The organism is Rodentibacter rarus, from assembly GCF_001998965.1.
Taxonomy (GTDB): Bacteria; Pseudomonadota; Gammaproteobacteria; order Enterobacterales; family Pasteurellaceae; genus Rodentibacter; species Rodentibacter rarus.
Genome location: NZ_MLHJ01000064.1, coordinates 1 through 24,986 on the forward strand (window position 1 = coordinate 1; position 24,986 = coordinate 24,986).

Sequence of the window (24,986 nt, forward strand, 5' to 3'; positions counted from 1 at the left end):
TTGAAGTGCCGGATATTTTAAAGGGATAAGAAATGCAACTAATTGGAACTAAAAAAGCTGCTGAAATTTTAGATATGCACCCAGTTACACTAAGAGAAAAAGCGGCCAAAGAAGAAATCCCAGCATACAAGATCGGCAAAAAGTGGAAATTTGATCTAGAAGCTCTTGAAAATCACCTTAAAAAAGATAAAGATAGCCTCGAACAAGAGATGGGGCATAAGGAGAATTTATGTCACGTCAAATCATCTCCCTCAAAAAGAGGGGTGAAATCTGGCATTTCTCGTTCACCTCGCCAAATGGTGAGCGGATACGCCGAAGCGCTAGGACTAGCGATAAAAACCAAGCATTACAGTTAGCCTCAAAAGAATACAACGAATGTTGGCGAGTATTTAAACTCGGTGAACGCCCGGATTATTCTTGGCAGCAAGCTGTAGTGCAATGGCTTGAAGAAAAACCAAAACGCAAAGAAGATCGCAATATGCTTTACGGCTTGCGTTGGCTTAATAAGTATTTAGGCGATAAAAAACTCAACGAAATTGATCGTAATCTCATTAAGTTCATTCAGTCTGAAAAAGCAAAGGAAGGCGTTAAAAATCGCACCATTAATGCGATTTTACAGCAAATCAGAGTGATACTTAGAGCGGCCGTTGAGTGGGAATGGCTAGATAAATGTCCGGCAATCAAATTTTTACCTGAACCGAAAAGACGTGTTCGATGGTTAAGCGAATATGAAGAAATTCGGTTACTTGAAGAGCTGCCGGAACATTTAAAGCCAATAGTTAAATTCGCTATTTTAACCGGGTTGAGAATGTCAAATATCACTCAGTTAAAATGGAGCCAAATTGATCTTCCGAAAAAGCAAGCATGGGTTAATTCGGAAGAGTCAAAAACAGGAAATAGCATTGGTGTCCCACTAAACGACAAAGCTATTGAAGTAATTTTATCACAATTTGGCAAGCATAAAGAGAACGTTTTTACATATAAAGGAAAGCCAGTTAGAATTGCAAACACTAAAGCATTTAGATCTGCTTTAAAGAGAGCCGGAATCAAGGATTTCAGGTTCCACGACTTGCGACACACATGGGCAACAAGACATATTATGTCAGGAACACCGTTATATGTATTACAGGAGCTTGGTGGGTGGAGTAAAACAGACACAGTGCGGAAATATGCTCACTTATCTGTCGAACACTTACATAGCCATGCAAACAATGTTCAGCTTTTTGACACAAAATTGGCACAATGCCAAAAAGCAAAAAACCTTACCAATCACTAACTAATTGATAAGGTTGATAAATTTGGTGGAGATAATCGGGATCGAACCGACGACCTCTTGAATGCCATTCAAGCGCTCTCCCAACTGAGCTATATCCCCAAAGATGGCGGTATCTTAAATTTTACCGCTATCACTGTCAATATGAAATTATCTCGAAAAAAATCAGACGATTAAATATTAAGCATTTTGAGATTGAATAAAATCAATCGCACGTTGAATACGAGCAAGCACTCGTTCACGTCCAATTCCAACCAAAGTCACATCCATTGATGGCGATTGTCCGGAACCTGTCACAGCCACACGTAATGGCATTCCTACTTTCCCCATACCCATTTCAAGTTCCGTAGCGGTTTGTTCAATCGCTTCATGGGTAGAATGTAAATCCCAAGTAGAAAGTGCGGTCAATTTTTCTTTTACTTTTTCAAGGGCTTCCAATGCATTGCCTTTGAAATGTTTTTTTACTGCCGCTTCATCAAAGGTTTCAAATTCCTCAAAAAAGTAACGGCTTGTGCTTGCCATTTCTTTTAAGGTTTTACAACGCTCGGCAAGCATTGTCACAATTTCGCTTAATGCGGGACCGCTTGAGGTATCAATATCCTGATCTTGATAATGCCATTCCAAGTGTTTTGCCACATATTCCGGCGGTAACTCACGGATATAATGATGGTTTAGCCACAACAGTTTATCGGTATTAAAGGCACTGGCTGATTTGCTTACCTGATCTAATTCAAAATACTTGATCATTTCTTCACGGCTAAAGATCTCTTGATCGCCATGTCCCCAGCCTAAACGCACGAGATAATTGACCAAGGCTTCCGGCAAATACCCTTCGTCACGATATTGCATCACACTCACTGCACCATGACGTTTAGAGAGTTTTTGTCCATCATCCCCGTTGATCATAGAAACATGGGCATACACTGGAACCGGTGCGCCAAGGGATTTGAGAATATTAATTTGACGTGGAGTATTATTAATATGATCCTCACCACGAACAACGTGAGTAATCCCCATATCCCAGTCATCCACCACCACACAGAAGTTATACGTCGGTGAACCATCGGTTCTGCGAATAATTAAATCATCCAATTCACTATTGCTGATTTCAATACGCCCACGCACCGCATCATCAAAGACTACCGAGCCTTCCGTTGGATTTTTAAAGCGTACTACATGAGGTTCATTTGTCGAATGGCTATGATCATTTAAGCAATGACGATCATAACGTGGTTTTTCTTTATTCTGCTCTTGTTTATGACGTAATTCTTCCAAACGTTCTTTTGTACAATAACAACGATAAGCCAAACCTTGCTCGAGCATTTCATCAATCACTTGGTTATAACGATCGAAACGTTTGGTTTGATAATAAGGCCCGTGCTCCCAAGCCAAATTAAGCCATTCCATTCCCTCTAAAATTGCTGCTGTCGCTTCCGGTGTTGAGCGTTCTAAATCCGTATCCTCAATGCGTAGTACAAATTCACCTTGATTATGTTTTGCAAATAACCAAGAATAAAGTGCCGTACGTGCACCGCCTACGTGTAAATAGCCCGTTGGACTTGGGGCAAAACGTGTGCGTACTTTAACGTTAGGAGAGAAAGGGAAAAGAGTTTCAATTTTCATTTTAGTATCACCTGTGAATTTGAGATAAAATCACGCTATTCTACTATGGTTTAGGATGAATCATAGCAAAAACTTTAAAAGTGAAAATAAAAATCTTGGCAAACCAGTATAAAGATATAAATTTTGTTGACAAATTTTTCGATATTTTATAGCTTACTTTTCTATCAATTCAATAACGGACGCATTTAAATTCAAGAGACAACTGTAAAACATTTACTCACCTTCTCACTAGATCGTTGTTATTAATTTAATCATTTTACATACTCCAAGCAAACCGATGATTCATAATTATATCCAATCAATCTCTATTAGCCTTACTGTTAACTTTTTTCTATTTTCTTTTTTGTTTTCTACTATTCGATATATAATGATCAGCCAATTTCTTCCTAGAGAACTCAAGAAAAATAGTAAATACAGAACATCATTTAAACGTCTTTATCTTTTTGGCTTGCGTTTTGATTTAAAAGTCATTTCGATTATTCTATCTCCTTTCTTTATATTAGGTATAATAACTTCCTTTATTGATTATAACCTAATGATATATGCTCTACTATCATATATTACTTTTATCTCCTTAATATCCTCAGCAATTCTAATTGGAAATATTTATTATTATAGAACTTATAACAATCATTATGATCTTTTTATTTTTGGATTGATAGAGGATGATACAAAAGCTATTATAAAAAACATTTATGATGATTATCCTGTCATTTATTTAATCATTACTATAATTTTTATCTCATCACTATTCTTAATCATTAACCTTTCAATACTAAATAATACTCATACATTTACCTTGGATATACATATCAATTATTTATTTTTAGTTACAATTCTATTTACTCTATTTCTATTTGCTCGTGGTACGTTACGCTCAGAGCCTTTAGGAAGAAACCATGCTCAGGTTAGCGACAATACGATTATTAATAAAATGGTTCCAAACGGGATAATTGCAATGAAATGGGCCTTTTCAGATAAAAAGCAACAGATTAATTTCACTAAAGTTGAGGAAAAAGAGGGAATCAAACTGATAAAAGCAGTTTTCAATACTGATAGTTTAATTAAGAAAACAAATAAAAATGATTATTTAGCAAAAAATAAACCTCATGTTGTATTTTCTTTAATGGAAAGTTTTGGCTATAACTTTTTAGAGTACGATGATATTGATAAGAATGATCTACTCGGTAATCTACGCCCTTATTTTACTCAAGGTTTTTTATTTAATCGTTTCCTTGCTGAATATGTAGGAACAGCATCAACGGTATCTAATATATTTTTCAATAGCCCAATTGAAAATATTTCTCAATCTATTGCACAAAAAACGTCACTTCCCTTTAGCTCGTATCTAACTTACAAAAAACAAGGCTACCGAACCATTTTTATTACATCAGGTAATATGATGTGGCGGAATTTTGGAAATTATTTTCTTAGACAAGGTGTAGATGAAGTATATGATCAAAATAGCATTATTGATTACTTTCCTGAAGCAAAAGAAACCCTATCGTATTGGGGGATCGCAGATGAATACGCCTTTAAATTAGCAGAAAAACTATTAGTTGAAAGTGATTTTCCCGTATTTATTAGTATATTAACAATGACAAATCATCCACCTTACCAAATTCCTAGAAGCTATGTAGTAAAAAATTTAACACCTTCTTTGTTAAGGGAAAAATACGGTAATAATGATAGAGAACGTTATAATACACTGGCAACATATCAATATGCCTGTAATGCTTTAGGTCGTTTTTTTGATAATCTCACTAAAGGTCATTTAAAAAATCGCATTATTCTTGCCGCAACAGGAGATCATCATGTTCGTTCATTAAGGGAAGATATGCCAAAAGAGGTATTTTCATCAAATTCCGTTCCCTTTTTAATCTATTTGCCTGAAACATTAAAAAAACATTTACCGATTCATTTTGATAAAAATAGGATCGGTTCACATAAAGATATTATGCCAACACTTTTCTCTCTTAGCTTATCTGAGGCGGAATATTGGACGGTCGGCGGAAGAAATATGTTAGCTTTACAAGATGAACCACAATATGCTTTTGCTATTACTCCTTGGGCATGGGCAGATAGTTCAGGAGTGATTGATATTATGGGAAAAGATAATATCAAATATCATTGGGAAAATGAAAAATATGTGTATACGAAAACTCCGTTTAATTGCACATCTCAAGAAAAGCAAAAAATTAAAGACTATCAGCAATTATTGCATTGGCAAATTAATTACCTTGTTCAAAATGGAAAAACAGTATGATTCTATCTATAGCTTAACTCCTTTCTTTTTTGAATTTGGCGCTCTCTTTTTTAAAAAATAATTTTTAAGATTAAAAAAACATCAATTAAACCTGATTTTTAAAAAAAAAGTTTGACGAAAAGCCCCAAATATCTATAATCGTGACCCACAACAGAGGGCGATTAGCTCAGTTGGGAGAGCACCTCCCTTACAAGGAGGGGGTCACTGGTTCGAGACCGGTATCGCCCACCACTTTTTAAAAGTAGTTTCCTGTTGTAGAGTTTGACCAAGCGGGCGATTAGCTCAGTTGGGAGAGCACCTCCCTTACAAGGAGGGGGTCACTGGTTCGAGACCGGTATCGCCCACCACTTAATTAAATTTAAGTATCCTTTCCGCTCAAACTTCCCTTTTATTTAAACGCTGTCTATAAGTGGGCGATTAGCTCAGTTGGGAGAGCACCTCCCTTACAAGGAGGGGGTCACTGGTTCGAGACCGGTATCGCCCACCACTTACCAAGTGTTTAAATAAACCGAAATATGAGGTTCAAATCTTAGTATTATCGGGCGATTAGCTCAGTTGGGAGAGCACCTCCCTTACAAGGAGGGGGTCACTGGTTCGAGACCGGTATCGCCCACCAGTCTAAATTTTTCTAAATTAGTTCAGTTTACTTTCTGATTTCACGCTTTCTAATACCGTAATAGAGGTAACCATCTTTATAGAAAGCGGTGAACATTATCATTGATAGCATAGAACAACACCGAACAGAGCCTAGCACTTCCCCCTAACATAACTGCATACTTGCAATCTGGCCTTAGAAGGAAAAACCAGCATTATCCTAGAGACAAATTTACTTATACACAAAACATCTTTGCTAATTAATATTTTCAATAATGGATAAGGAAAAAGGAAATGGACTAATACTCAAAGTAAAGATTCATTAAAGTAAAACTTATCTTGGTGAATGAGGAACTAAATGGCACGCCCTAAAGGATTCGAACCTTTGACCCACGCCTTAGAAGGGCGTTGCTCTATCCAGCTGAGCTAAGGGCGCATTTTAAGGGTTACATCTTCTGTATGAAATTTCGAGGAAAATATAAAAGAAGTGGTCGGCGAGATAGGATTTGAACCTACGACCCACTGGTCCCAAACCAGTTGCGCTACCAAGCTGCGCTACTCGCCGACAAGTGCGGTCAATTATAGAGAGGTTTATTATTCAGTCAATTAATTTTTTTTTCATTTTTATTTAATTGCTCAAAATTATCTCAATTTTCCATTCACGATATTTGATTTTGTAAATTTTCCCATTGTCAGCTAAAATAGCAAACGTTTACTTTTTATTGTTAAGGCTTTCCAATGACTGCAAAAATTATCTCCGGCACGGCACTATCCAAACAAATCAAATCGGAGGTTTCACAAAAAATTTCCGCTTACCATAATGAAGGTAAACGCGTACCGGGACTTGCCGTAGTTCTTGTCGGTAGTGATCCTGCCTCTCAAGTTTATGTGGCAAGTAAACGTCGTAGTTGTGAGGAGATCGGTATCTTCTCCCAGTCTTATGATTTACCGGAAACGGCAACCGAACAAGAATTACTCACACTAATTGATACATTAAATGCAGATAAAACCATTGATGGCATTTTGGTACAGCTTCCCCTTCCAAAACAAATTAATTCAGAAACCATTGTTGAACGCATTGATCCAAAAAAAGACGTGGATGGTTTCCATCCATATAATGTTGGACGACTATGTCAACGCATCCCGACTTTACGTGCTTGCACACCATATGGCGTAATGAAATTATTAGAAACAACCGGTGTTGATTTACATGGTAAACACGCTGTAATTGTCGGAGCCTCAAATATCGTTGGTCGTCCAATGTCCTTGGAATTATTACTTGCAGGCGCAACGGTTACCGTCACTCACCGTTTTACAAAAGATCTTGAAACCCATGTTCGTCAAGCAGATATTTTAGTCGTTGCAGTTGGCAAACCTAACCTTGTACCGGGTGAATGGGTAAAAGAAGGGGGCATCGTCATTGATGTCGGCATCAATCGTATTGAAGGAAAATTAGTCGGTGATATAGAATTTGAAGTCGCTGCCCAAAAAGCCAGCTATATAACCCCCGTCCCAGGCGGAGTAGGACCTATGACCGTTGCAATGTTAATGTATAATACTCTTTATGCCTATGAACACAACAATGGTTTGGTATAACAATTTGATATAACAAAAAGAAGTGCTCCCCCCTAAAAAAAGTTGGATACCTAACCAGAATCTGCACCTCAAATTAGGTATTCAACTTTTTAGGTGAAAATCAAAGTGCGGTCAAAATAACCAGCCCCAAAAATTGGACTCATTTAATTCAAGGACTGAGTTCTGTATTCCACAGGGCTTAGTTCTTTTAGTTTTGCTTGAATCCGTTCATGATTGTAGTCATGAATATATTCATGAATCGCTTTTTCAAGTTGCTCAAACATTTCAAATCGCTTGCCGTAATAACATTCCGTTTTTAATCGGGTAAAAAAGCTCTCCATCGTACTATTATCAAGGCAATTGCCTTTTTTCGACATACTTTTCCTAATCCCATTTTCCTTCAACAAACATTGATCCCCCTGCATTTGATACTACCCCCCTTGGTCTGAATGAAGAATGGGGGCATCATCCAAATTTAAAATCGCCTGCTCCATCATTCCAGTAATCTGCCCAAAATTTGGGCGTGGTGCCAAGTTATAAGCGATAATTTCGCCGCTAAACAGGTCTTTAATTGGTGATAAATAAAGTTTGCCTTCAACACATTTAAACTCACTGACATCTGTTACCCATTTCTCATTAATTCCACTGTGATTAAATCGGGTAATCAAAAATCTTAACGTACTCTCTTTGAGATGAAATTGTTTGCGTGTCAGTGATCGATTTTTATTATGTTGGAGATAAAATTCGATCACTTGCTGTTTGAAAAATGAGTTATATCTAGTCATAAAAAATCTGCACCTTAGTGAGTTGAAGTTTAGTCTAACTTTTTGGGATCAGATCAAATTGACCGCACTTTTTCATAGATCAATGTAACTTCAATCTCGGTTTTAAATAGCGGTTAATTTTATCAACCAAAATAATCAAGCCTATTTTGATACAACCGTGTAATGCATGTTGATGCATTCGATAAAGAGAAACATAAGCAAACTGTGCAAATTTACCATGTACGGTTAATGGATTTTTGCCAAATTTATTGGTTAAACTGCCCAATGCGGTGAAACTGGAAAGTGAAACCAATGTCCCTTTATCATTATATTTAAAGGCTTTCAGTGGTTTATTTTCAAAAATTGCAAAGATATTTTTGGCACAAGCCTTTGCCATTTGATGTGCTGCCTGAGCACGAGGCGGTACTAATTTACCGTTTTCTTGAGTGAGTGCGGCACAATCACCAATGGCAAAAATGCTGTCATCTACGGTGGTTTGTAAAGTATCTTTCACCACCAATTGATTGATGCGGTTGATTTCTAAGCCGTCAAAGCTTTGGGTTACTGTTGACGTTCTCACACCGGCAGCCCAAACAATCAGATCAGCTTTGATTTCTTCTCCGTCTTTAGTCAGAAGTGTATTAGGCTTCGCCTCGGTGATCATAGTATTCAGTTTTACATTCGCCCCCATTTCACATAGTTCCTCTAACACTGCGGTAGAAAGATCTTTAGGCAATGCGGGCAATAAACGTTCTCCGGCTTCGACCAGTGTCACTTGCAAACAAGAGCTGTCAATTTTACCGTAGCCATAGGAGGATAAATCCTCTGCTGCGTGATAAAGTTCTGCGGTCAATTCCACCCCTGTCGCACCACCGCCAACAATGGCGATATTGACTTTATTTTCATCTACCAGTTTTTGTTTTGATTCTTCTTCACCAATGTCATCTAATACACGGTTTTCAGAAAACTTCAAAAAGAGTTCCAACATTTTATGTTGGAAACGCAAGGCTTGATCGGAACTGTCTAAGAAAATCGCATTTTCTGCCACGCCTTTGGTATTGAAATCGTTCGATTTACTGCCAATTGCCACCACTAAATAATCGTAAGGAATGCGGCGGGCAATAACAAGCATATCGCCTTCTTGCCCATAAATCGGTGCAAGTTCTATATACTTTTGTTCACGGTTGATACGTGTAATTGAGCCTTGCTCAAAGCTAAAATAATGGTTTTTACCATGAGCACGGTAGCTTAACGAATCCACACCGTCATCCATCACACCTGTTGCAATTTCGTGTAATAACGGTTTCCAAAGATGAGTCGCGTTACGATCCACAAGGGTGACTTTTGCTTGTTTTTTACGACCAAGTTTATCGCCTAAGAAAGTTGCCAGCTCAATACCACCGGCACCGCCACCAACGATCACGATATTTTTCATAAGGTTCTCCTAAAATAATAAATTTGTTAAAAAATGTTAAATTAATGTAATGATAGCATAAGGAGATGAAAAAAATCAGTATTCAATGAGAAGGGAATTCAATTTGATGTACACGCTCGTATAATGGTGTGAGTTCTAGAATGGTTTGTGTAATAAATTCAACAGGGTTCAACTGTGCGAAATCTGTTTTTTCTATATTTTTGCCTATGCACCAAAAATCCTTATCGTGACGTAGCGTTAAATCATCTTGCGAAAATTGAGCAACTTGTTGGAAGTCCGCATACTCGCTTTCATCCCCTCGCCATAAATCAAATTGTGCAAAGCGTGAAAAATCAAAATTTTCTAACCATTGATTATATTGCCACACATGAATTAGTGAGCGATCTGCACGGTAACAATGCCAATCCAAACTCACCAAAAGACGGCGACGGTTCAGCAAAACGGAAAAAATAGCCGCTGAATTCTGATGAAATTCATATTTAAAAAAAGCAAAAAAGTGGGCGCGCACTTGCCATCCATTCGTCCAACTTTCAATATGAGGTTGGGCAAAGGGCGTTCCAAGTTGGTGAGATACTGCTTGAATAATCCTTTTCCAATTGTCCCACTCCGCTTTATAACGTGCTTTGATCATTGGAATATCTTCAGGACAAAATTTCTTCATTTGGGCAAATTGAAAAAATGGGCGATTAAAAAGATCACAAGATTTTTCGGATAAGCTGAACATTGTTAAGGTATCGTAAGAAAAACAAGTTGGGGCGCTATCTTGGCACTCCCTCATTAAAAATCACAGTAATTTTTGACCGCACTTTGGCTGAAACATTGTTTATCTTCCCAACACAACAGGGTCATTCGGTTATTCCACACACAACCTGTATCAAGGGCGTAAATATTCGGTGGGGTGGGTTCATCAACCAAACTTGCCCAATGGCCAAAAATAATCGGTATCCGCTGATAAAGCGGATTATCCAAATTAAACCAAGGGGTCAGCTCTGGCGGTGCCTCTTTAGGTGGCTGTTTGCAAGCAAAATCCAAGCGGTGATCCCAATAGCAAAAACGCATACGGGTAAACACATTGATCGTATAACGCCAGCGTTCAATACCTTGTAGGTTCGGCGACCAGCGTTCCGGTTGATTGTCATACATTTGTGAAATCAGTTTTTTTATATCGCCCTGTTGTAAAATCGTTTCGACTTCTTTTGCACAGGTTTTCGCCGTTGCCAAATCCCAGTCTGGGGAAATGCCCGCATGCACCATCACAAATCCTTGGTTTTCGTTGTGGACTAATAAGGGTTGATGACGTAACCAATCGATCAGCTCTTCAAAATCAGGCGCATTAAAAATCGCTTCCACTCGATCACGAGGTTTCACTTCCTTGATGCCCAGTGCGGTCGAAATTAAATGCAAATCGTGATTGCCTAACACTGTTTGAGCTGCATTGCCTAAAGATTTGACAAAACGTAAACATTCTAGGGATTTATTGCCCCGCGCCACCAAATCGCCCACAAGATAAAGCTTATCTTGCGTAGGATTGAACTGAACACGATCTAATAAAAGCTGGAGTTCGTCAAAACAGCCTTGTAAATCACCGACAAAATAAGTTGCCATAGTACCGCTCTTTAATTAATCATCCGTATCAATGATATCAGTCTTCGCCATTTCTTCAGGTGGGTTATCTGATAACCAATTCGCTAAACGGGCATACTCCGCAATAGTGAGATTTTCTGCTCGGGCATTTAAATCAATACCAAGCGCGGTCAAATTTTCAGGCGAAAAGAGCGTTGAAAGTGCATTGCGCAATGTCTTACGACGTTGGTTAAAGGCTTGGGAACAAACACGATTAAGCCAGTATAAATCCTTCACCGGATGAGGCAAGGTGGTATGCGGAACAAGACGAACCACCGCTGAATCCACTTTTGGTGCAGGTTTAAAGGCAGTTGGCGGCACTTCTAACACCGGCATCACTTGACAAAAATACTGCGCCATAATGGTTAATCGCCCGTAGGATTTACTGTTTGGTGCTGCACACAGACGTTTCACCACTTCTTTTTGGAGCATAAAGTGCATATCTTGAATGATGTGATGATACTGGAATAGATGGAACATTAACGGGGTAGAAATGTTATAAGGCAAATTACCGAATACCCGCAATTTTTGTTTTGGCGATTGGGTTTGTTCCTCGTAAAGTTGCCCAAAATTAAATTGCATCGCATCGGTTTCAATGACCGTTAATTTTTGATGCAAAAAAGGGTGGTGGCGTAAGCGTTCAGCCAAATCACGGTCAAGTTCAACCACGGTTAAATGCTCGACCTGCTCGCCAACCGGTTCGGTTAAAGCGCCAAGCCCGGGGCCGATTTCAACTAAAAATTGGTCTTTTTGGGGATAAATCGCCGCCACAATATTTTGAATCACATTGTTATCGTGCAAAAAATTTTGTCCGAAACGTTTACGGGCGGTATGTCCTAAGTGTTTTTTTGAATTCATTATCGTCATTTTTCTGTTAAAGTGCGGTTATTATAGAGCCTGTTTTAGGTTTGTAAATCGTTGCAAGTACCGACTAAATTGACTTTTTTCTGTTCAATTTTATTTTCATCTTTCGCATAAGCCCAAAACCCGCTATAATCCGCGGGTTTTTCAAGATTGACCCAAAGTGCGGTCATAAACTCCATTATTTTTAGAGGATACCATGGCAAAAGAAGATAGCATTGAAATGCAAGGGACCATTTTGGAAACCTTACCCAATACCATGTTTCGTGTGGAATTAGAAAACGGTCATGTGGTGACTGCGCATATTTCAGGCAAAATGCGTAAAAACTATATTCGTATTTTAACCGGCGATAAAGTTACCGTGGAAATGACCCCTTATGATTTAAGCAAAGGGCGAATTGTTTTCCGTAGCCGTTAATGTTGATTTGAACAGCGTAAAAAGCCGATTGTTTATCGGCTTTCTTTTTGTCCAAAAACACCTCAAGTCTATTGCGGAAAGTAAAATTTTCTGTATAATCCGCAACCCTTAGCCACATTGAATTTTCGTTCCTTGCCTTTGCAGATTGGTGGCTAATCTCCGTCAAAGGCTGATTAACCCGTAAGGAGCAGTCATGCGTCACTACGAAATCGTGTTTATGGTTCATCCGGACCAAAGCGAGCAAGTACCAGGTATGATTGAACGTTACACAGGTTCTGTAAAAGAAGCCGGTGGTCAAGTTCATCGCCTAGAAGATTGGGGTCGTCGCCAATTAGCGTACCCAATTAACAAATTACACAAAGCACATTATGTGCTTATGAATGTAGAAGCGCCTCAACAAGTCATCGACGAGCTAGAAACGACTTTCCGTTATAACGATGCTGTATTACGCAGTCTTGTTATTCACACTAAGCACGCCGTAACAGAAGCGTCCCCAATGGTTAAAACTAAAGAAGATCGTAAAGTTTTAACTGAAGTTGAAAACAACGATTTTGAGGATGCTGAAGAGTAATTCAACCATTGATAATCGTTTTTCGTTAATGGGTATCGTCACTCAGTTACCGAAACGATTTAAAAGCCCAAGCGGGATTGAGCATTGTCAATTTTGGTTAGAACATCGTTCTGAAAAAATCGAAACTGACTTACCACGTCAAGCGTGGTTAAAAATGCTCATTCAAGTGAGTGGTAATCAATTAATAGAGAAAACTCAAAGCATTACGGTCGGCAGTCGACTATTGATAGTGGGTTTTGTTACCTCACATAAAACCTCAAAAGGTTTAAATCAATTAGTGTTACACGCCGAGCAAATCGAATTTATAGATTAGGAGACAGCCAAATGGCACGTTATTTCCGTCGTCGTAAGTTCTGCCGTTTCACAGCGGAAAATGTTGTTGAAATCGATTACAAAGATATCGCTACATTAAAGAACTACATTTCTGAAAGCGGCAAAATTGTACCAAGCCGTATTACCGGTACTCGTGCGAAGTACCAACGTCAATTAGCTCGTGCGATCAAACGTGCGCGTTATTTAGCGTTATTACCTTACTCTGATGCACATCATCATTAATAAGGAGAAGGTCGAATGCAAGTTATTCTTTTAGATAAAATCGTTCACCTCGGTAACGTAGGTGATCAAGTTGATGTTAAATCAGGTTTTGCCCGTAACTTCTTAATCCCACAAGGTAAAGCAGTAATGGCAACCAAAGCTAACATTGAACACTTTGAAGCACGTCGTGCCGAATTAGAAGAAAAAGCAGCGAAAGCATTAGCTGCTGCGGTCGATCGCGCAGAACGTTTAGAAGCCCTTGGTTCTGTGACCATTGCTTCTAAAGCGGGTGATGAAGGTCGTTTATTCGGTGCAATTACCACACGAGATGTGGCTGAAGCCGTAGTCGCAGCCGGTGTTGAGATTGCGAAAAGCGAAGTGCGTTTACCAAATGGTCCAATCCGTACACTTGGTGAACACGATGTTCGTTTCCAACTTCATGGTGAAGTATTCGCATCATTAAACGTTATCGTTGTTGCTGAATAATTTATTCATACATTCAAAGAAAACCCGGCTTTAAGTCGGGTTTTTTAATTAGTAATAAAAGAAAAATTATCTCCCCCCCAAAATTGGACTAAATACCAACCAACTTAAGGTGTAGGTAGATTTCTATGACTAAGTACACCCGCTTTTTAAACAACAAACGCTTGAGCTTTGTCTTTAGTAAAGTCAAGCCTCATTTTCTATGAATGACGGATTTTTACTGATTTAGGCATAGTAGACAAAATAGTTGATCTTTTTTTCCTATGCCATAATGGACGGATCATTAATTTATGATCAACTCTTTTTATTTAAAATAATCTTTAATAAATAATATCTACTTAAGTTCTCCAAATAGTCCCTCTAGTCGATTATTCGCCTTTTCTATTTTCAATTCCGGGTATTTTTCAAAGCAAAAAAGATAATCTTGGTTCTCTTTAAACCTAAATAAGCACCTCTTAAATTTCTATATTTATAGAAATATTTTCCTTTATCATTAGGCTTATCAGAACGCTCTTCCAAATATGTTTTATATTCAAGATACCATTTATGTAGATTAACGTAAAACGCTGATTTACTACTTATTTTAAAGGGGTTGGTTAATATTTTTAGGGTTTTCTCCACCTCTGATTTTGGATTCCTTGTTCGGTTTCTAATCACAATTGCAACTTGATGAAACTGACAAAATTGAGTGGAAATATTCAGCTCGTTTTTCAATAACTCCCATCTGCAATCACAAGTAATTGATTGAATTTTATAGCCTTTTTCTCTAAGTTTGATGATAGCAATAAAGTAATAAATATCTTTCTCGCTTTTGATAATTTGATGATAAACCATTTTTTTAGAGAGCGAATCCATTAGGACAAGTACACCAAATTCTCTTCCCCAAAAGCTCGAATCAATGAGAAGGTTAAGTGTATTATTTTTAGGTAGGTTTAATCTTGTTTTAGGTGCATTTAAAACGTATCGCTATATCGTTCTAATCAAGTATAGATATTTATTAGCAAGCTGTTTATAAGTTTGTTTTCCCTATGAATAATCTTGACAAATTTTTATTGGTTCTAATTTTTCTTTAAAAGAAAACATTTTATGACATTCATTACATCTATATGCTGAATATTATTTCTAATACCAAACTTACAGATATTTGGACTTTGACAGAAAATGTAGTTTTTTACTCATATTTCAAGAAAGTGGGTTAAAGCCTTTTGCTATAAGGACTTAACCCACTTTTGATCAACCATTTTGTCTATTATACCCTTATATTTTCCAGCACAACTCTTTTCAAAATATTGAAAATTATAAGTTTATATAGAGCAATACTTTATCTCATAATGCCAAAAATTGGATATAAAAAAGCTGGCATAAGCCAACTTTTTTGTATATCTAAAATTAATTACTTTTTCAATAAGTCACGAATTTCAGTAAGTAATTTTTCTTCATTAGATGGTTCGGCCACTGCTTTTTCAACCGGTTTTTTAAGCTTATTAATACCTTTCACCATTAAGAAAATTGCAAATGCAATAATCACAAAGTCAAAGACATTTTGTATGAACATACCATAATTGAGTGTTACCGCCGGGGTGTCACCATTTGCCGGTTCCAAGATGAACTTCAAATCTTTGAAATCTACGCCACCGGTTAATACCCCTAATACTGGCATCACCACATCACCGACCAATGAACTGACAATTTTACCGAATGCACCACCGATGATGACCCCCACAGCCATATCGACAACATTGCCACGCATCGCAAACTCGCGAAATTCTTTTATAAAGCTCATAAATTTTCCTTTTGATAAATGAATAAATGGGGCTGTATTCTATATGAGCTGTAGCTAAAAAGTAAACACTTAAATAAAAAATGCACTTGGTTGGAACAATTTCTCAATTTCAGACACCGCTTTTTTATCGCTGAGATAGACGACAACGTGATCACCATCTTGAACCTCAATATTTTTATGACCAATTATTACCTCGTTATGACGTAAAATTGCGCCGATAATACAGCCTGCCGGTAATCGAATATCACGTATCCTGCGCCCAATAATATTGGAAGAGTCAACATCCCCATGGGCGACAATTTCAATGGCTTCTGCGGTGCCGTGATGTAAACTTGCCACATTTTTAACATCGCCTTTTCTCACATAACCTAACAAGGCTGAAATCGTAGCTTGCTGTGGGGATACAGCAATATCAATCGTGCCGCCTTGGATAAGATTGATATAGGCCATACGTTGAATCAGAACCATCGCTTTCTTTGCTCCTGAGCGTTTTGCTAATAGCGCAGACATAATATTCGCTTCATCATCACTACTCAAAGAGAGAAATACATCCACGTTTTCAATATGCTCTTCAAATAATAAATTTTGGTCTGAGGCATCCCCATGGAAAACCAATGTTTTTGATAATTTTTCCGCCAAAGTTTGCGCACGTTCAGCATTACGCTCAATGAGTTTTACCATACAATGGTCTTCCAATTGTTTTGCCACCCCAGAGGCAATATTTCCACCACCGACAATCATTACCCGTTTATAGGGCTTTTCAAGGCGTTGTAATTCACTAATAACCGCTTTAATATGCTCAGTCGCACAAATAAAGGTAATTTCATCACCGGCTTCAATAATAGTCGAACCTTGAGGGCGGATGCTTTTGTCATGACGCAAAATAGAGACAATACGGCATTCAATATGTGGCATATGTTCCTTAAATGCCGATAAAGCATGACCGACCAACGCACCACCGTAATAGGCTTTTACCACCACGACACTGATACGATTTTTAGCAAAATGCGCCACTTGTAATGCACCGGGATAGGCGATAAGGCGCGTGATTTCATCGGTGACTAAATTTTCCGGTGAAATAAGGTGATCTATCGGGATATTTTCATCATTAAATAGTTTATCTTTTTCACGCAAATATTCCGAATTACGAATACGTGCGATACGTGTTGGTGTATTAAATAATGTGTAGCCCATTTGACACGCCACCATATTGATTTCATCTGATGAGGTGACCGCCACCATTAAATCGGCATCTGCCGCACCGGCATCACGCAACACTTTGGGGGAGGAAGGAGAGCCTTGAACCACCCTCAAATCATGTTTTTCCTGTAAAGCTTGAAGCTGTGGTGATTCATTATCTACTAAGGTAATATCATTATCTTCGCTAACCAAATTTTCCGCTAATGTCGTGCCAACTTGTCCGGCACCAAGGATCATTATTTTCACGCCTCACTCCTTGTTAAGATCAGGGGGCGAATACCAATTTGCTGCGAATTTAGACCGCACTTTAAGGCTTCCATTCGGCGACAGATTTCATCCGTTACTGCATTTGCCTGCGCCATTTTTTCCTCTGTTACCCCTTCGGCTGTTTTTTGAAACAAAATCGCCTCTAATAATCGCTCAGCGTGCATACCCGCTCGGCAATAATGTAACACGCCCACCTCATCGAATAATGTCGCCACTTTGCCAATTCTTGTTGTGGCAATTCCCAATGCGCCGTCTTCACCGCCCAGCTCACGGAATAGTGCATCTTGAGGAAAACCGCCACAGGCTAGGAAAAAAGCACGGCGAAACACCATATTCCCACCGCAGGTCATTCTCATATGCTGCCAAGCAAAATCAAAATTAGGATGTTCCACATAGCGGCTTGCCAATCCTATGGGCTTTAAGGCTAAACGTACCACCGATGTGTCCGGTTGAAAATGAAAGGTGGCAGCCGCCACTTCCAATGCACCGGGCTCATAAGCATCGTCAGCATCTAAAAAAGCGATAAATTCGTTGGTGGATTGTAATGCGCCCCAATTTCTCGCTTTCGCCACTCCGCCATTGAGCGGCATTTTTTCCACTCCGATCCGCTCGGGACAATCTTTTGCCCATTTTTGTGCTAATGCGAAAGTGTTATCTGCTGATGCATCATCAATCAGCCAAATTTTGCCTAAGCAAGGTTGATTTAACACCGATTCTACCGCACGTGCTAATGTTTTTTCCGCATTATAGCAAGGAATGATCACATCAATATGGGGGAACATCTCCGCCTCCTTTTTGTCTACGCACGTTTACGCAACTTAGCATAGTAAAATCCATCTCCTCCCATTTCTTGCGGAATAAACTGAAAACCAACCGCTCTTTTATCGTCACTTATCACCTCTTCAAAAGGGAGGGGTAATAATTCCGCATCGGATTGTTCCGATAAAAAAGTACGAATTTGCTCATCATTTTCTTCCGGTAACACGGAGCAGGTGGCATACAGTAAAATACCGTTCGGTTTCAATTTCGCCCAAAGTGCTTTCAAAATATTGTTTTGTAATGCCGTAAGTTGTGCAATATCCGTTTCTTGGCGTAGCCATTTTATATCGGGATGACGGCGAATGACACCGGTAGCGGAACAAGGGGCATCTAATAAAATACGGTCAAATTGCACCGCACTTTTTCCAATTTCTGCCAACCATTCATCGGGCAAAGTGGCATCACCACAGATTACGGTCGCCTGCTGATTCAAACGTGCCAGATTTTCTTCCACTCGTTTCAAACGATGGGCTTCCACATCCAATGCAATCACATTCGCTTGTGGAGCGAGCTCTAAAATATGGGTGGTTTTCCCCCCGGGGGCGGCACAGGCATCTAAAATCCATTCGCCATTTTGGGGTTCCAACAAAATGGCTGCCCATTGAGCACTCAAATCCTGTACCGTTACCACACCTTCCGAAAAATAAGGTAATTTTTGTACCGGCGTTGGTGAGGTTAAACGTAACGCCTGAGAATGAGAGCCGGTTTCTGCCAAAATGCCTGATTCCACCAATAAAGTGCGGTAGTTTTCCAGGCTATTTTTTTGTACATTAACCCGTAGCCACATCGGCGGTTTTTGGTTATTCGCATGAATGATATCACGCCAATTGGGATAAGCCTTTTTCAACTTGTTGACAAACCATTCGGGATGTAAGGTTTGCCAATGTTTATCCACTTGCGCCAAAATACTTTCTTGTTCACGCAGAAAACGGCGTAATACGCCATTGACTAACCCTCGGAAACTGTCTGATTTCAAGGCTTTTGTGGCATTCACCACTTCATCCACCGCCGCGTGGGGAGGAATTCGCATATAAAGCAACTGATACAGCCCGACCAACAATAAACAATGCACAATCCGCATTTTGCCTTTGAGTGGTTTATCCACAAGGTGTTGGATAATCTGTTCCAAACGAGGCAATACACGGCATATGCCAAAACAGATTTCTTGGAGGAGCGGTAAATCCTGTGTTTTCAGGGAAGCTTGAACATCAGGAATTAAGCTCGAAAGGGATTTTCCCTCATCAAGCACCTGTAAAATAACCTGTGCCGCCACGGCTCTAGAGGAAAGTGCGGTGGATTTTTTCGCTATTTTTTTCATTGGTTTAGGTTTGTCCGCTTGGGGTTGTGAGGGGGTATTTTTCATTAAGCTAACACCTTACCCAGAGGAAACCAGTCCGCACGCCCATTCAATAAATCTTGAACCGACATCGGCTTTTTCCCTGCCGGTTGCAGTTGCAAAATATTTAGCACACCGTCAGCCGTGGCAATCTGAATGCCGTTTTTATCCGCTCGTAAAATTGTTCCCACCGGTTTATCTTGATGGGGTAACACTTCCGCTTGATACACTTTTAAGGTTTGTAAATTTCCCTCTTTATCTTCCGTACTGAAATAAGCCATCGGCCAAGGGTTAAAGGCTCGAATATTCCGTTCAAGTTGTTCGCTTGAAAGCGACCAATCCAATTTGGCTTCCTCTTTGGAAAGTTTATCTGCATAGTTGCTTTGGCTATTCTCTTGTTTCTCGGCGATAAATTTTCCGCTTTCCAATTGATCAAGCACCTCAATGAGTGCAGGAGGAGCCAGTTGAGCCAATTTATCATAAAGGCTGGCTGAGGTTTCTGTGGGCAAAATATCACAATAGATTTTGTGTAACATATCCCCGGTATCTAAGCCCTCATCCATTTGCATAATCGTGACGCCTGTTTGCTCATCCCCAGCCCAAATCGCACGTTGAATAGGTGCTGCACCACGCCAACGGGGCAAAATAGAACCATGCACATTCAAACAACCCAAACGGGGAGCATCTAAAACCGCTTTAGGGAGAATTAGGCCATAAGCCACCACCACCATCACATCAGCGTTTAAGGCTTGTAATTCAGCTTGTGCCTCAGCGTTGCGTAAAGATTTAGGTTGGTAAACCGGGAGATGATGTTGTTCGGCAAGCTGTTTCACGGGGCTCGCCTGTAATTTTTTACCACGCCCCGCCGGTTTATCAGGCTGCGTATAAACCGCCATCACCTTATGTTGGGAATGGAGTAAAGCCTGTAAATGCTGTGCGGCAAAATCAGGCGTACCTGCAAAGATTATATTGAGTGGTTTCATCATGATGTTCTGCGTTATGTTGAATAATGTTCTAAGTCGTATGAGAAAATAAAATGCGGTCAAAATTAACCGCACTTTTCGTGATGATGTCTCTGTTGCACAAGGGTAGGGAAACACTGCGTGCGTCCGTTATAAAATCAAATTTCAATATATTACAGTGTGTCCCTACATTTCGTTGAAATCCCTGTGTTGTACGTGGACTACATAATATCGGTTACTGCTTCGCCATCTGTTTTTTATATTTAATCAATTTTTCTTTAATCCGTTGACGTTTGAGCGGTGAAAGATAATCCACAAACAAAACGCCGTTAAGATGATCGATTTCGTGTTGAATACAAATCGCCAGTAAACCGTCCGCATTTAAGGTAAATTCTTGCCCATCACGATCAAGCGCTTTTACGGTCACTTTTTCTTTCCGAGGTATAAGTGCACGCACACCGGGAATCGACAAACAGCCCTCTTCAATACCGGTTTCACCTTCTGAGGTCAAAATTTCCGGATTAATCAAAACCAATTGATTTTGTTTGTCGCCCTCAATATCAATGGTGATAATGCGTTGTAAAATATCAACCTGTGGGGCAGCTAAACCAATGCCTTCTTGTTGATACATAGTATCGAACATATCATCAACAATTTTACGAATATCATCATTGATGTCAGATACGGGCTCACAGACCACTTTTAAATGGTCGTCAGGATAAATTAATACATTAAGTGCGGTCATAATTTCTCTTATTTTTAAATGGTGTCATTTGTTGCGTGATTGTAGCACAGGAAGGTATCCCTGTCCTTAATTTGGGCGCTTGACATAAACGCCATTATCCGAACTCCAACTCAACCGCACTTTCGCCTAACATATTGACCAACTCCGTCAAAATTTCGTCAGTAGGTGTGATTGACCATTGAATCCCAAGCCGCAGTAACGCTCTCCCTTTCGGACTTTGGTAATAAACATTAATCGGTAGAGCGCCACCACTCACCGGTGTCAATTTTTCTTTTAGTTGTTTAATAAAAAGAGGCGTTATTTGTTCCTCTGATAGACTAATGGCAAGGGATTTAGCATAGCGGGAACGGGCTTCGTCTAAGGTCATCATTTCCCTTACGGTCATTTTTAAACCACCGGAAAAATCATCCGCACTGACTTGCCCGGATACCACCACCACCGTATCTTTTTGCAATTTTTCGCCAAATTGCTCCAAACTTTCACCAAATAAGGTGATATCCAAACGTCCCGAGCGATCATCTAACGTGGCAATGCCTAATCGATTTCCCTTTTTGGTGATGGCAATACGTGAAGCAACAATTAATCCTGCGGCAGTGCTGATTTGCCCTCGGCGGTTAGGCGTTAGCTCTTTTAAGCGTATTGAGCTGTAATGAGAAAGTTCTTTCAAATAACGGCTAACAGGATGACTGCTTAAATAAAGCCCTAGGGTTTCACGCTCGCCGTCTAAAATTTGTTTTTCCGTGTAAGGCGGGGTATTCGCATAGGCATTTTCCACTTCTTCATAGGTTTCGGTTAATACACCAAACATATCCGATTGTCCCATCGCCTCATCTTTAGCGTGTTGATCGGAGGCTTTTAAGGCATCTTCTAAATTTTTAGACAATGCGGCACGATGTGGTCCAAGTTTATCAAACGCACCGGACATAATCAGGCTTTCAAAGGTTCGGCGATTGATTTTTTTCAAATCCACACGAGCGCAGAGATCAAATAAATCTTTAAAAAATCCCCCTTTATTACGTGCCGTAATTAATGCCTCAATCGGACCTTCCCCCACGCCTTTAATAGCACCGATACCATAGACTATTTCACCGTTTTCATTCACACTAAAATGGTGTTTGCCCACATTAATATCCGGTGGGGTGACTTTTAATCCCATACGCAAACATTCATCGTACAAACCGACAATTTTATCCGTATTGTCCATTTCCGATGTCATTACCGCCGCCATAAATTCTGCCGGGAAATGGGTTTTCAACCAAAGGGTTTGATAAGAAACCAAGGCGTAGGCTGCCGAGTGGGATTTATTAAAGCCGTAACCGGCAAATTTTTCTACCAAGTCGAAAATCTTCATAGAAAGTTCACCGTCAACGCCATTTTTGATCGCGCCCGCCTCAAAGACGGAACGCTGTTTTGCCATTTCTTCCGGTTTTTTCTTCCCCATTGCACGGCGTAATAAATCCGCTCCACCGAGCGTATAGCCGGCGAGAACCTGAGCAATTTGCATCACTTGCTCTTGATACAAAATAATGCCGTAGGTGGGTTCTAAAATGGGTTTAAGGCTTTCGTGTTGATAATTGGCATCAGGATAAGACACTTCCTCACGCCCATGCTTACGGTCGATAAAGTTATCCACCATACCCGATTGCAATGGACCGGGACGGAAGAGTGCCACCAAGGCGATAATATCCTCAAAGCAGTCCGGTTGTAGGCGTTTAATTAAATCTTTCATCCCCCGCGATTCCAACTGGAACACGGCAGTGGTTTCAGCACGCTTGAGCAATTCAAAAGATTGTGGATCATCCAAGGGGATGGAAGCAATATCCACTATGGGTTTTCCTTCCCGAACCATACGGGCATTCACCATATCCAACGCCCATTTGATGATGGTGAGGGTACGTAACCCCAAAAAGTCAAATTTGACCAAACCGGCATATTCCACATCATTTTTATCGAAATGAGTAACGGGATGAAGCCCTTCGCTGTCGCAATAAAGGGGAGAAAAATCGGTAATGAGTGTAGGGGAAATCACCACACCACCGGCGTGTTTTCCTGCGTTTCGGGTCACCCCCTCCAGTTTGCGAGCCATATCAATCAGCGCTTGTACTTCCTCATCACTGTCATAGGCAACCTGTAATTGCGGTTCGGCTTCAAAGGCTTTGGCAAGGGTCATCCCCGGATCGGGTGGAATTAATTTAGAAATGCGATCCACAAAACCATAGGGATGGCCTAGTACCCGCCCCACATCACGGATAACCGCTTTTGCCGCCATCGTACCGAAGGTAATAATTTGCGACACTGCACCACGCCCATAGGTTTCCGCCACGTGCTCAATCACCCGATCTCGTCCATCCATACAGAAATCCACGTCAAAATCGGGCATAGACACACGTTCAGGGTTGAGGAAACGCTCAAAGAGTAGATCAAATTCCAAAGGGTCGAGATCGGTAATTTTTAACGCATACGCCACTAATGAACCCGCACCTGAACCCCGTCCCGGCCCCACGGGAATGTCATTATCTTTCGACCATTGAATAAATTCCATCACGATCAAGAAATAACCGGGGAAGCCCATTTGGTTGATGACATCAAGTTCAACTTGCAAGCGTTCATCATATTCCGCCCGTTTTTCTGACCGCACTTTTTCATCGGGAAATAAAAATGCCAAGCGTTCTTCCAACCCCTCTTTCGATTTCATCACCAAATAATCTTCCGTACTCAGCTCTCCCGTTGGAAATTGCGGTAAGAAATATTGCCCAAGACGCAATGTCACACTACAACGTTGAGCAATTAATAGGGTATTTTCCAGTGCGGAGGGAATATCGGCAAAGAGGGCACACATTTCCTCTTCTGTGCGGAAGTATTGTTGTGCGGTGTAAAGTTTAGGACGTTTTGGATCGTCTAAGGTGTAGCCATCGTGAATGGCAACCCGAATTTCATGGGCTTCCGCATCATCGGATTTTAAAAAGACCACATCATTAGTCGCCACAAGAGGGAGATTTTGTGCTTCGGCTAAGGCACAGGCGGCTTTAATATAGCGTTCTTCATCAGGCTTGCCGGTTCGGGTTAATGCCAAATAAAAATGATCAGGAAAAAATTCTTGATAAAAATTGACCGCACTTTGCGTTTCAGCAGCATTTTCTTTCAGCAATTTTTTCCCGACATCGCCTTTAGTACCACCAGATAAAATAATCACGCCCTCGCGGTGTTCGATCAACCAATCTTGATCGATATAAGGCAAGTCGTAATAACCCCGTTGATACGCCTTCGACAAGAGCAGCGTGATGTTTTTATAGCCGGTATTATTTTTCGCCAACAAGGTCAGCTCAAATAACTCCTCACCGCATAGCTCACTACGCACCCGCACATCTGCCCCAATAATGGGTTTGATGCCGGAAGACAAGGCTTCCCCATAAAAACGCACAACACCACAAAAATTGGTGAAATCCGTCAGTGCCATCGCCACCATATTATTCGCTGCACAGGTTTTCACCAAAGGTTTTACTTTGGCGATACCATCAAGCATTGAAAAATCACTGTGTGTGCGGAGGTGAACAAAACGGGGATGCGCCATTTAAAATCCTTGAAAGTGCGGTTGATTTGAATGAATTTTATGGGCGGGTATTATACGAAAATTTAGAGGGAAGGGAAAATAAAGGGTCTAAAGTCCCTTCTATATTTATACCGATGTATTGTCGGATTTCAACCGATGTTTATATCTCCGATATTCATGAGGGAGATCATACACTACATTTCCTTTCTCATCAGTGAATTGACACGTTTCTTTCAGTTCCTCCTCTGTCAGTGGTGGAACTTTTGATTTAGGATTGTGCGATGTAAGCAAATCCATCCACGGT

General features: G+C 40.1%; 23 protein-coding genes, 7 tRNA genes and 2 pseudogenes. 13 read left to right on the plus strand and 19 right to left on the minus strand.

Annotation, left to right across the window (positions count from 1 at the left end; translation table 11 throughout):
* Positions 1 to 32 precede the first annotated feature (32 nt).
* Entirely contained in the window at positions 33 to 356 is a 324-nt protein-coding gene (locus BKK50_RS12290) for a helix-turn-helix domain-containing protein (RefSeq protein WP_143529779.1), read from the plus strand.
* Positions 269 to 1,276, plus strand: a complete 1,008-nt coding sequence (locus BKK50_RS07150; RefSeq protein ID WP_244149433.1) for a tyrosine-type recombinase/integrase — start codon at positions 269 to 271, stop codon at positions 1,274 to 1,276. Before BKK50_RS12290 ends, BKK50_RS07150 begins: the two co-directional genes overlap by 88 nt.
* Before the next feature lie 23 nt (positions 1,277 to 1,299).
* Here BKK50_RS07150 and BKK50_RS07155 read toward each other — a convergent pair.
* A tRNA-Ala gene (locus BKK50_RS07155) sits at positions 1,300 to 1,375 on the minus strand.
* Between the two features lie 78 nt (positions 1,376 to 1,453).
* Positions 1,454 to 2,896 carry a glutamate--tRNA ligase gene (gene gltX, locus BKK50_RS07160; RefSeq protein WP_077416714.1) on the minus strand — a complete coding sequence of 481 codons (1,443 nt, stop codon included), beginning with the start codon at positions 2,894 to 2,896 and terminating at the stop codon, positions 1,454 to 1,456.
* 367 nt (positions 2,897 to 3,263) lie between these two features.
* Here gltX and BKK50_RS07165 point away from each other — a divergent pair, with 367 nt between their 5' ends.
* The 5 genes from BKK50_RS07165 (at position 3,264) to BKK50_RS07185 (ending at position 5,778) form a co-directional block, all read left to right on the plus strand.
* Positions 3,264 to 5,162 carry an LTA synthase family protein gene (locus BKK50_RS07165; RefSeq protein ID WP_244149432.1) on the plus strand — a complete coding sequence of 633 codons (1,899 nt, stop codon included), beginning with the start codon at positions 3,264 to 3,266 and terminating at the stop codon, positions 5,160 to 5,162.
* 155 nt (positions 5,163 to 5,317) lie between these two features.
* Positions 5,318 to 5,393, plus strand: a tRNA-Val gene (locus BKK50_RS07170).
* A 40-nt stretch (positions 5,394 to 5,433) separates the two neighbouring features.
* Positions 5,434 to 5,509, plus strand: a tRNA-Val gene (locus BKK50_RS07175).
* 64 nt (positions 5,510 to 5,573) lie between these two features.
* Positions 5,574 to 5,649: transfer RNA gene (locus tag BKK50_RS07180), tRNA-Val, on the plus strand.
* 53 nt (positions 5,650 to 5,702) lie between these two features.
* Positions 5,703 to 5,778, plus strand: a tRNA-Val gene (locus tag BKK50_RS07185).
* Positions 5,779 to 6,115: 337 nt separating this feature from the next.
* On the opposite strand, the gene BKK50_RS07190 is transcribed toward BKK50_RS07185, so the two are convergent.
* Positions 6,116 to 6,192, minus strand: a tRNA-Arg gene (locus tag BKK50_RS07190).
* Positions 6,193 to 6,244: 52 nt separating this feature from the next.
* Positions 6,245 to 6,321, minus strand: a tRNA-Pro gene (locus BKK50_RS07195).
* 173 nt (positions 6,322 to 6,494) lie between these two features.
* Here BKK50_RS07195 and folD point away from each other — a divergent pair.
* Positions 6,495 to 7,352, plus strand: a complete 858-nt coding sequence (gene folD / locus BKK50_RS07200; protein ID WP_077416716.1) for a bifunctional methylenetetrahydrofolate dehydrogenase/methenyltetrahydrofolate cyclohydrolase FolD — start codon at positions 6,495 to 6,497, stop codon at positions 7,350 to 7,352.
* 143 nt (positions 7,353 to 7,495) lie between these two features.
* On the opposite strand, the pseudogene BKK50_RS12295 reads toward folD, so the two are convergent.
* The 7 genes and pseudogenes from BKK50_RS12295 to BKK50_RS13065 all read right to left on the minus strand — a co-directional run.
* Positions 7,496 to 7,987: pseudogene (locus tag BKK50_RS12295) on the minus strand (IS3 family transposase); the annotation flags it as partial.
* 39 nt (positions 7,988 to 8,026) lie between these two features.
* Positions 8,027 to 8,116, minus strand: a pseudogene (locus tag BKK50_RS13215) (hypothetical protein); the annotation flags it as partial.
* 79 nt (positions 8,117 to 8,195) lie between these two features.
* On the minus strand, positions 8,196 to 9,530 hold the full coding sequence (locus BKK50_RS07215; protein ID WP_077416720.1) for an NAD(P)/FAD-dependent oxidoreductase: 1,335 nt from the start codon (positions 9,528 to 9,530) through the stop codon (positions 8,196 to 8,198).
* Between the two features lie 82 nt (positions 9,531 to 9,612).
* Positions 9,613 to 10,254 (minus strand): HI_0552 family protein, encoded by a 642-nt coding sequence (locus BKK50_RS07220; protein ID WP_077416723.1) that lies wholly within the window; start codon positions 10,252 to 10,254, stop codon positions 9,613 to 9,615.
* A gap of 53 nt (positions 10,255 to 10,307) precedes the next feature.
* Complete coding sequence (apaH, locus tag BKK50_RS07225; protein WP_077416725.1) at positions 10,308 to 11,135, minus strand: bis(5'-nucleosyl)-tetraphosphatase (symmetrical) ApaH; 828 nt, start codon at positions 11,133 to 11,135, stop codon at positions 10,308 to 10,310.
* A gap of 15 nt (positions 11,136 to 11,150) precedes the next feature.
* A complete protein-coding gene (gene rsmA, locus BKK50_RS07230; protein WP_077416727.1) occupies positions 11,151 to 12,011 on the minus strand; it encodes a 16S rRNA (adenine(1518)-N(6)/adenine(1519)-N(6))-dimethyltransferase RsmA in 861 nt (286 codons plus the stop codon).
* Between the two features lie 44 nt (positions 12,012 to 12,055).
* Complete coding sequence (locus tag BKK50_RS13065; RefSeq protein ID WP_256843204.1) at positions 12,056 to 12,187, minus strand: hypothetical protein; 132 nt, start codon at positions 12,185 to 12,187, stop codon at positions 12,056 to 12,058.
* A gap of 26 nt (positions 12,188 to 12,213) precedes the next feature.
* On the opposite strand from BKK50_RS13065, the gene infA reads away from it, so the two are divergent.
* From infA to rplI, 5 genes are all read left to right on the plus strand, one after another.
* A complete protein-coding gene (gene infA / locus BKK50_RS07235; protein ID WP_013746899.1) occupies positions 12,214 to 12,432 on the plus strand; it encodes a translation initiation factor IF-1 in 219 nt (72 codons plus the stop codon).
* Positions 12,433 to 12,625: 193 nt separating this feature from the next.
* Positions 12,626 to 13,003: a 30S ribosomal protein S6 gene (gene rpsF, locus BKK50_RS07240; RefSeq protein ID WP_077416729.1), complete on the plus strand. Its 378-nt coding sequence runs from the start codon at positions 12,626 to 12,628 to the stop codon at positions 13,001 to 13,003.
* Positions 12,990 to 13,316, plus strand: a complete 327-nt coding sequence (priB, locus tag BKK50_RS07245) for a primosomal replication protein N (protein ID WP_077416731.1) — start codon at positions 12,990 to 12,992, stop codon at positions 13,314 to 13,316. Before rpsF ends, priB begins: the two co-directional genes overlap by 14 nt.
* An 11-nt stretch (positions 13,317 to 13,327) precedes the next feature.
* Positions 13,328 to 13,558, plus strand: a complete 231-nt coding sequence (gene rpsR / locus BKK50_RS07250; RefSeq protein WP_018355466.1) for a 30S ribosomal protein S18 — start codon at positions 13,328 to 13,330, stop codon at positions 13,556 to 13,558.
* A 15-nt stretch (positions 13,559 to 13,573) separates the two neighbouring features.
* Positions 13,574 to 14,023 carry a 50S ribosomal protein L9 gene (gene rplI, locus BKK50_RS07255; protein WP_077416733.1) on the plus strand — a complete coding sequence of 150 codons (450 nt, stop codon included), beginning with the start codon at positions 13,574 to 13,576 and terminating at the stop codon, positions 14,021 to 14,023.
* Between the two features lie 384 nt (positions 14,024 to 14,407).
* Here rplI and BKK50_RS12690 read toward each other — a convergent pair whose 3' ends face one another.
* The 8 genes from BKK50_RS12690 to dnaE all read right to left on the minus strand — a co-directional run bounded on the left by BKK50_RS12690 (position 14,408) and on the right by dnaE (position 24,703).
* A complete protein-coding gene (locus BKK50_RS12690) occupies positions 14,408 to 14,875 on the minus strand; it encodes a hypothetical protein (protein ID WP_208606202.1) in 468 nt (155 codons plus the stop codon).
* A 538-nt stretch (positions 14,876 to 15,413) separates the two neighbouring features.
* A complete protein-coding gene (gene mscL, locus BKK50_RS07265) occupies positions 15,414 to 15,803 on the minus strand; it encodes a large-conductance mechanosensitive channel protein MscL (RefSeq protein ID WP_077416735.1) in 390 nt (129 codons plus the stop codon).
* Between the two features lie 69 nt (positions 15,804 to 15,872).
* Positions 15,873 to 17,249 carry a Trk system potassium transporter TrkA gene (trkA, locus tag BKK50_RS07270; RefSeq protein ID WP_077416737.1) on the minus strand — a complete coding sequence of 459 codons (1,377 nt, stop codon included), beginning with the start codon at positions 17,247 to 17,249 and terminating at the stop codon, positions 15,873 to 15,875.
* Positions 17,246 to 18,052 carry a glycosyltransferase family A protein gene (locus tag BKK50_RS07275; protein ID WP_077416739.1) on the minus strand — a complete coding sequence of 269 codons (807 nt, stop codon included), beginning with the start codon at positions 18,050 to 18,052 and terminating at the stop codon, positions 17,246 to 17,248. Before BKK50_RS07275 ends, trkA begins: the two co-directional genes overlap by 4 nt.
* Before the next feature lie 17 nt (positions 18,053 to 18,069).
* Positions 18,070 to 19,452, minus strand: coding sequence for a 16S rRNA (cytosine(967)-C(5))-methyltransferase RsmB (gene rsmB / locus BKK50_RS07280; protein WP_370597106.1), 1,383 nt, complete (start codon positions 19,450 to 19,452; stop codon positions 18,070 to 18,072).
* Positions 19,452 to 20,408 (minus strand): methionyl-tRNA formyltransferase, encoded by a 957-nt coding sequence (gene fmt / locus BKK50_RS07285; protein WP_077416785.1) that lies wholly within the window; start codon positions 20,406 to 20,408, stop codon positions 19,452 to 19,454. Before fmt ends, rsmB begins: the two co-directional genes overlap by 1 nt.
* Before the next feature lie 214 nt (positions 20,409 to 20,622).
* Positions 20,623 to 21,132 carry a peptide deformylase gene (def, locus tag BKK50_RS07290; RefSeq protein ID WP_077416741.1) on the minus strand — a complete coding sequence of 170 codons (510 nt, stop codon included), beginning with the start codon at positions 21,130 to 21,132 and terminating at the stop codon, positions 20,623 to 20,625.
* Between the two features lie 94 nt (positions 21,133 to 21,226).
* A complete protein-coding gene (dnaE, locus tag BKK50_RS07295) occupies positions 21,227 to 24,703 on the minus strand; it encodes a DNA polymerase III subunit alpha (protein WP_077416743.1) in 3,477 nt (1,158 codons plus the stop codon).
* Positions 24,704 to 24,986: the final 283 nt, after the last annotated feature.

Excerpts from the sequence above, each read along its gene's own strand:
- rsmB (WP_370597106.1), bottom strand. The coding sequence starts at position 19,452 with ATGAAAAATACCCCCTCACAACCCCAAGCGGACAAACCTAAACCAATG.
- def (WP_077416741.1), bottom strand. The coding sequence starts at position 21,132 with ATGACCGCACTTAATGTATTAATTTATCCTGACGACCATTTAAAAGTG.
- gltX (WP_077416714.1), bottom strand. The coding sequence starts at position 2,896 with ATGAAAATTGAAACTCTTTTCCCTTTCTCTCCTAACGTTAAAGTACGC.
- rsmA (WP_077416727.1), bottom strand. The coding sequence starts at position 12,011 with ATGAATTCAAAAAAACACTTAGGACATACCGCCCGTAAACGTTTCGGA.
- BKK50_RS07215 (WP_077416720.1), bottom strand. The coding sequence starts at position 9,530 with ATGAAAAATATCGTGATCGTTGGTGGCGGTGCCGGTGGTATTGAGCTG.
- dnaE (WP_077416743.1), bottom strand. The coding sequence starts at position 24,703 with ATGGCGCATCCCCGTTTTGTTCACCTCCGCACACACAGTGATTTTTCA.
- fmt (WP_077416785.1), bottom strand. The coding sequence starts at position 20,408 with ATGAAACCACTCAATATAATCTTTGCAGGTACGCCTGATTTTGCCGCA.
- priB (WP_077416731.1), top strand. The coding sequence starts at position 12,990 with ATGCTGAAGAGTAATTCAACCATTGATAATCGTTTTTCGTTAATGGGT.
- BKK50_RS12290 (WP_143529779.1), top strand. The coding sequence starts at position 33 with ATGCAACTAATTGGAACTAAAAAAGCTGCTGAAATTTTAGATATGCAC.
- BKK50_RS07165 (WP_244149432.1), top strand. The coding sequence starts at position 3,264 with ATGATCAGCCAATTTCTTCCTAGAGAACTCAAGAAAAATAGTAAATAC.
- rplI (WP_077416733.1), top strand. The coding sequence starts at position 13,574 with ATGCAAGTTATTCTTTTAGATAAAATCGTTCACCTCGGTAACGTAGGT.
- rpsF (WP_077416729.1), top strand. The coding sequence starts at position 12,626 with ATGCGTCACTACGAAATCGTGTTTATGGTTCATCCGGACCAAAGCGAG.
- BKK50_RS07220 (WP_077416723.1), bottom strand. The coding sequence starts at position 10,254 with ATGTTCAGCTTATCCGAAAAATCTTGTGATCTTTTTAATCGCCCATTT.
- rpsR (WP_018355466.1), top strand. The coding sequence starts at position 13,328 with ATGGCACGTTATTTCCGTCGTCGTAAGTTCTGCCGTTTCACAGCGGAA.
- folD (WP_077416716.1), top strand. The coding sequence starts at position 6,495 with ATGACTGCAAAAATTATCTCCGGCACGGCACTATCCAAACAAATCAAA.
- apaH (WP_077416725.1), bottom strand. The coding sequence starts at position 11,135 with ATGGCAACTTATTTTGTCGGTGATTTACAAGGCTGTTTTGACGAACTC.
- BKK50_RS12690 (WP_208606202.1), bottom strand. The coding sequence starts at position 14,875 with ATGGATTCGCTCTCTAAAAAAATGGTTTATCATCAAATTATCAAAAGC.
- infA (WP_013746899.1), top strand. The coding sequence starts at position 12,214 with ATGGCAAAAGAAGATAGCATTGAAATGCAAGGGACCATTTTGGAAACC.
- mscL (WP_077416735.1), bottom strand. The coding sequence starts at position 15,803 with ATGAGCTTTATAAAAGAATTTCGCGAGTTTGCGATGCGTGGCAATGTT.
- BKK50_RS07275 (WP_077416739.1), bottom strand. The coding sequence starts at position 18,052 with ATGTTCCCCCATATTGATGTGATCATTCCTTGCTATAATGCGGAAAAA.
- BKK50_RS13065 (WP_256843204.1), bottom strand. The coding sequence starts at position 12,187 with ATGACCGCACTTTGGGTCAATCTTGAAAAACCCGCGGATTATAGCGGG.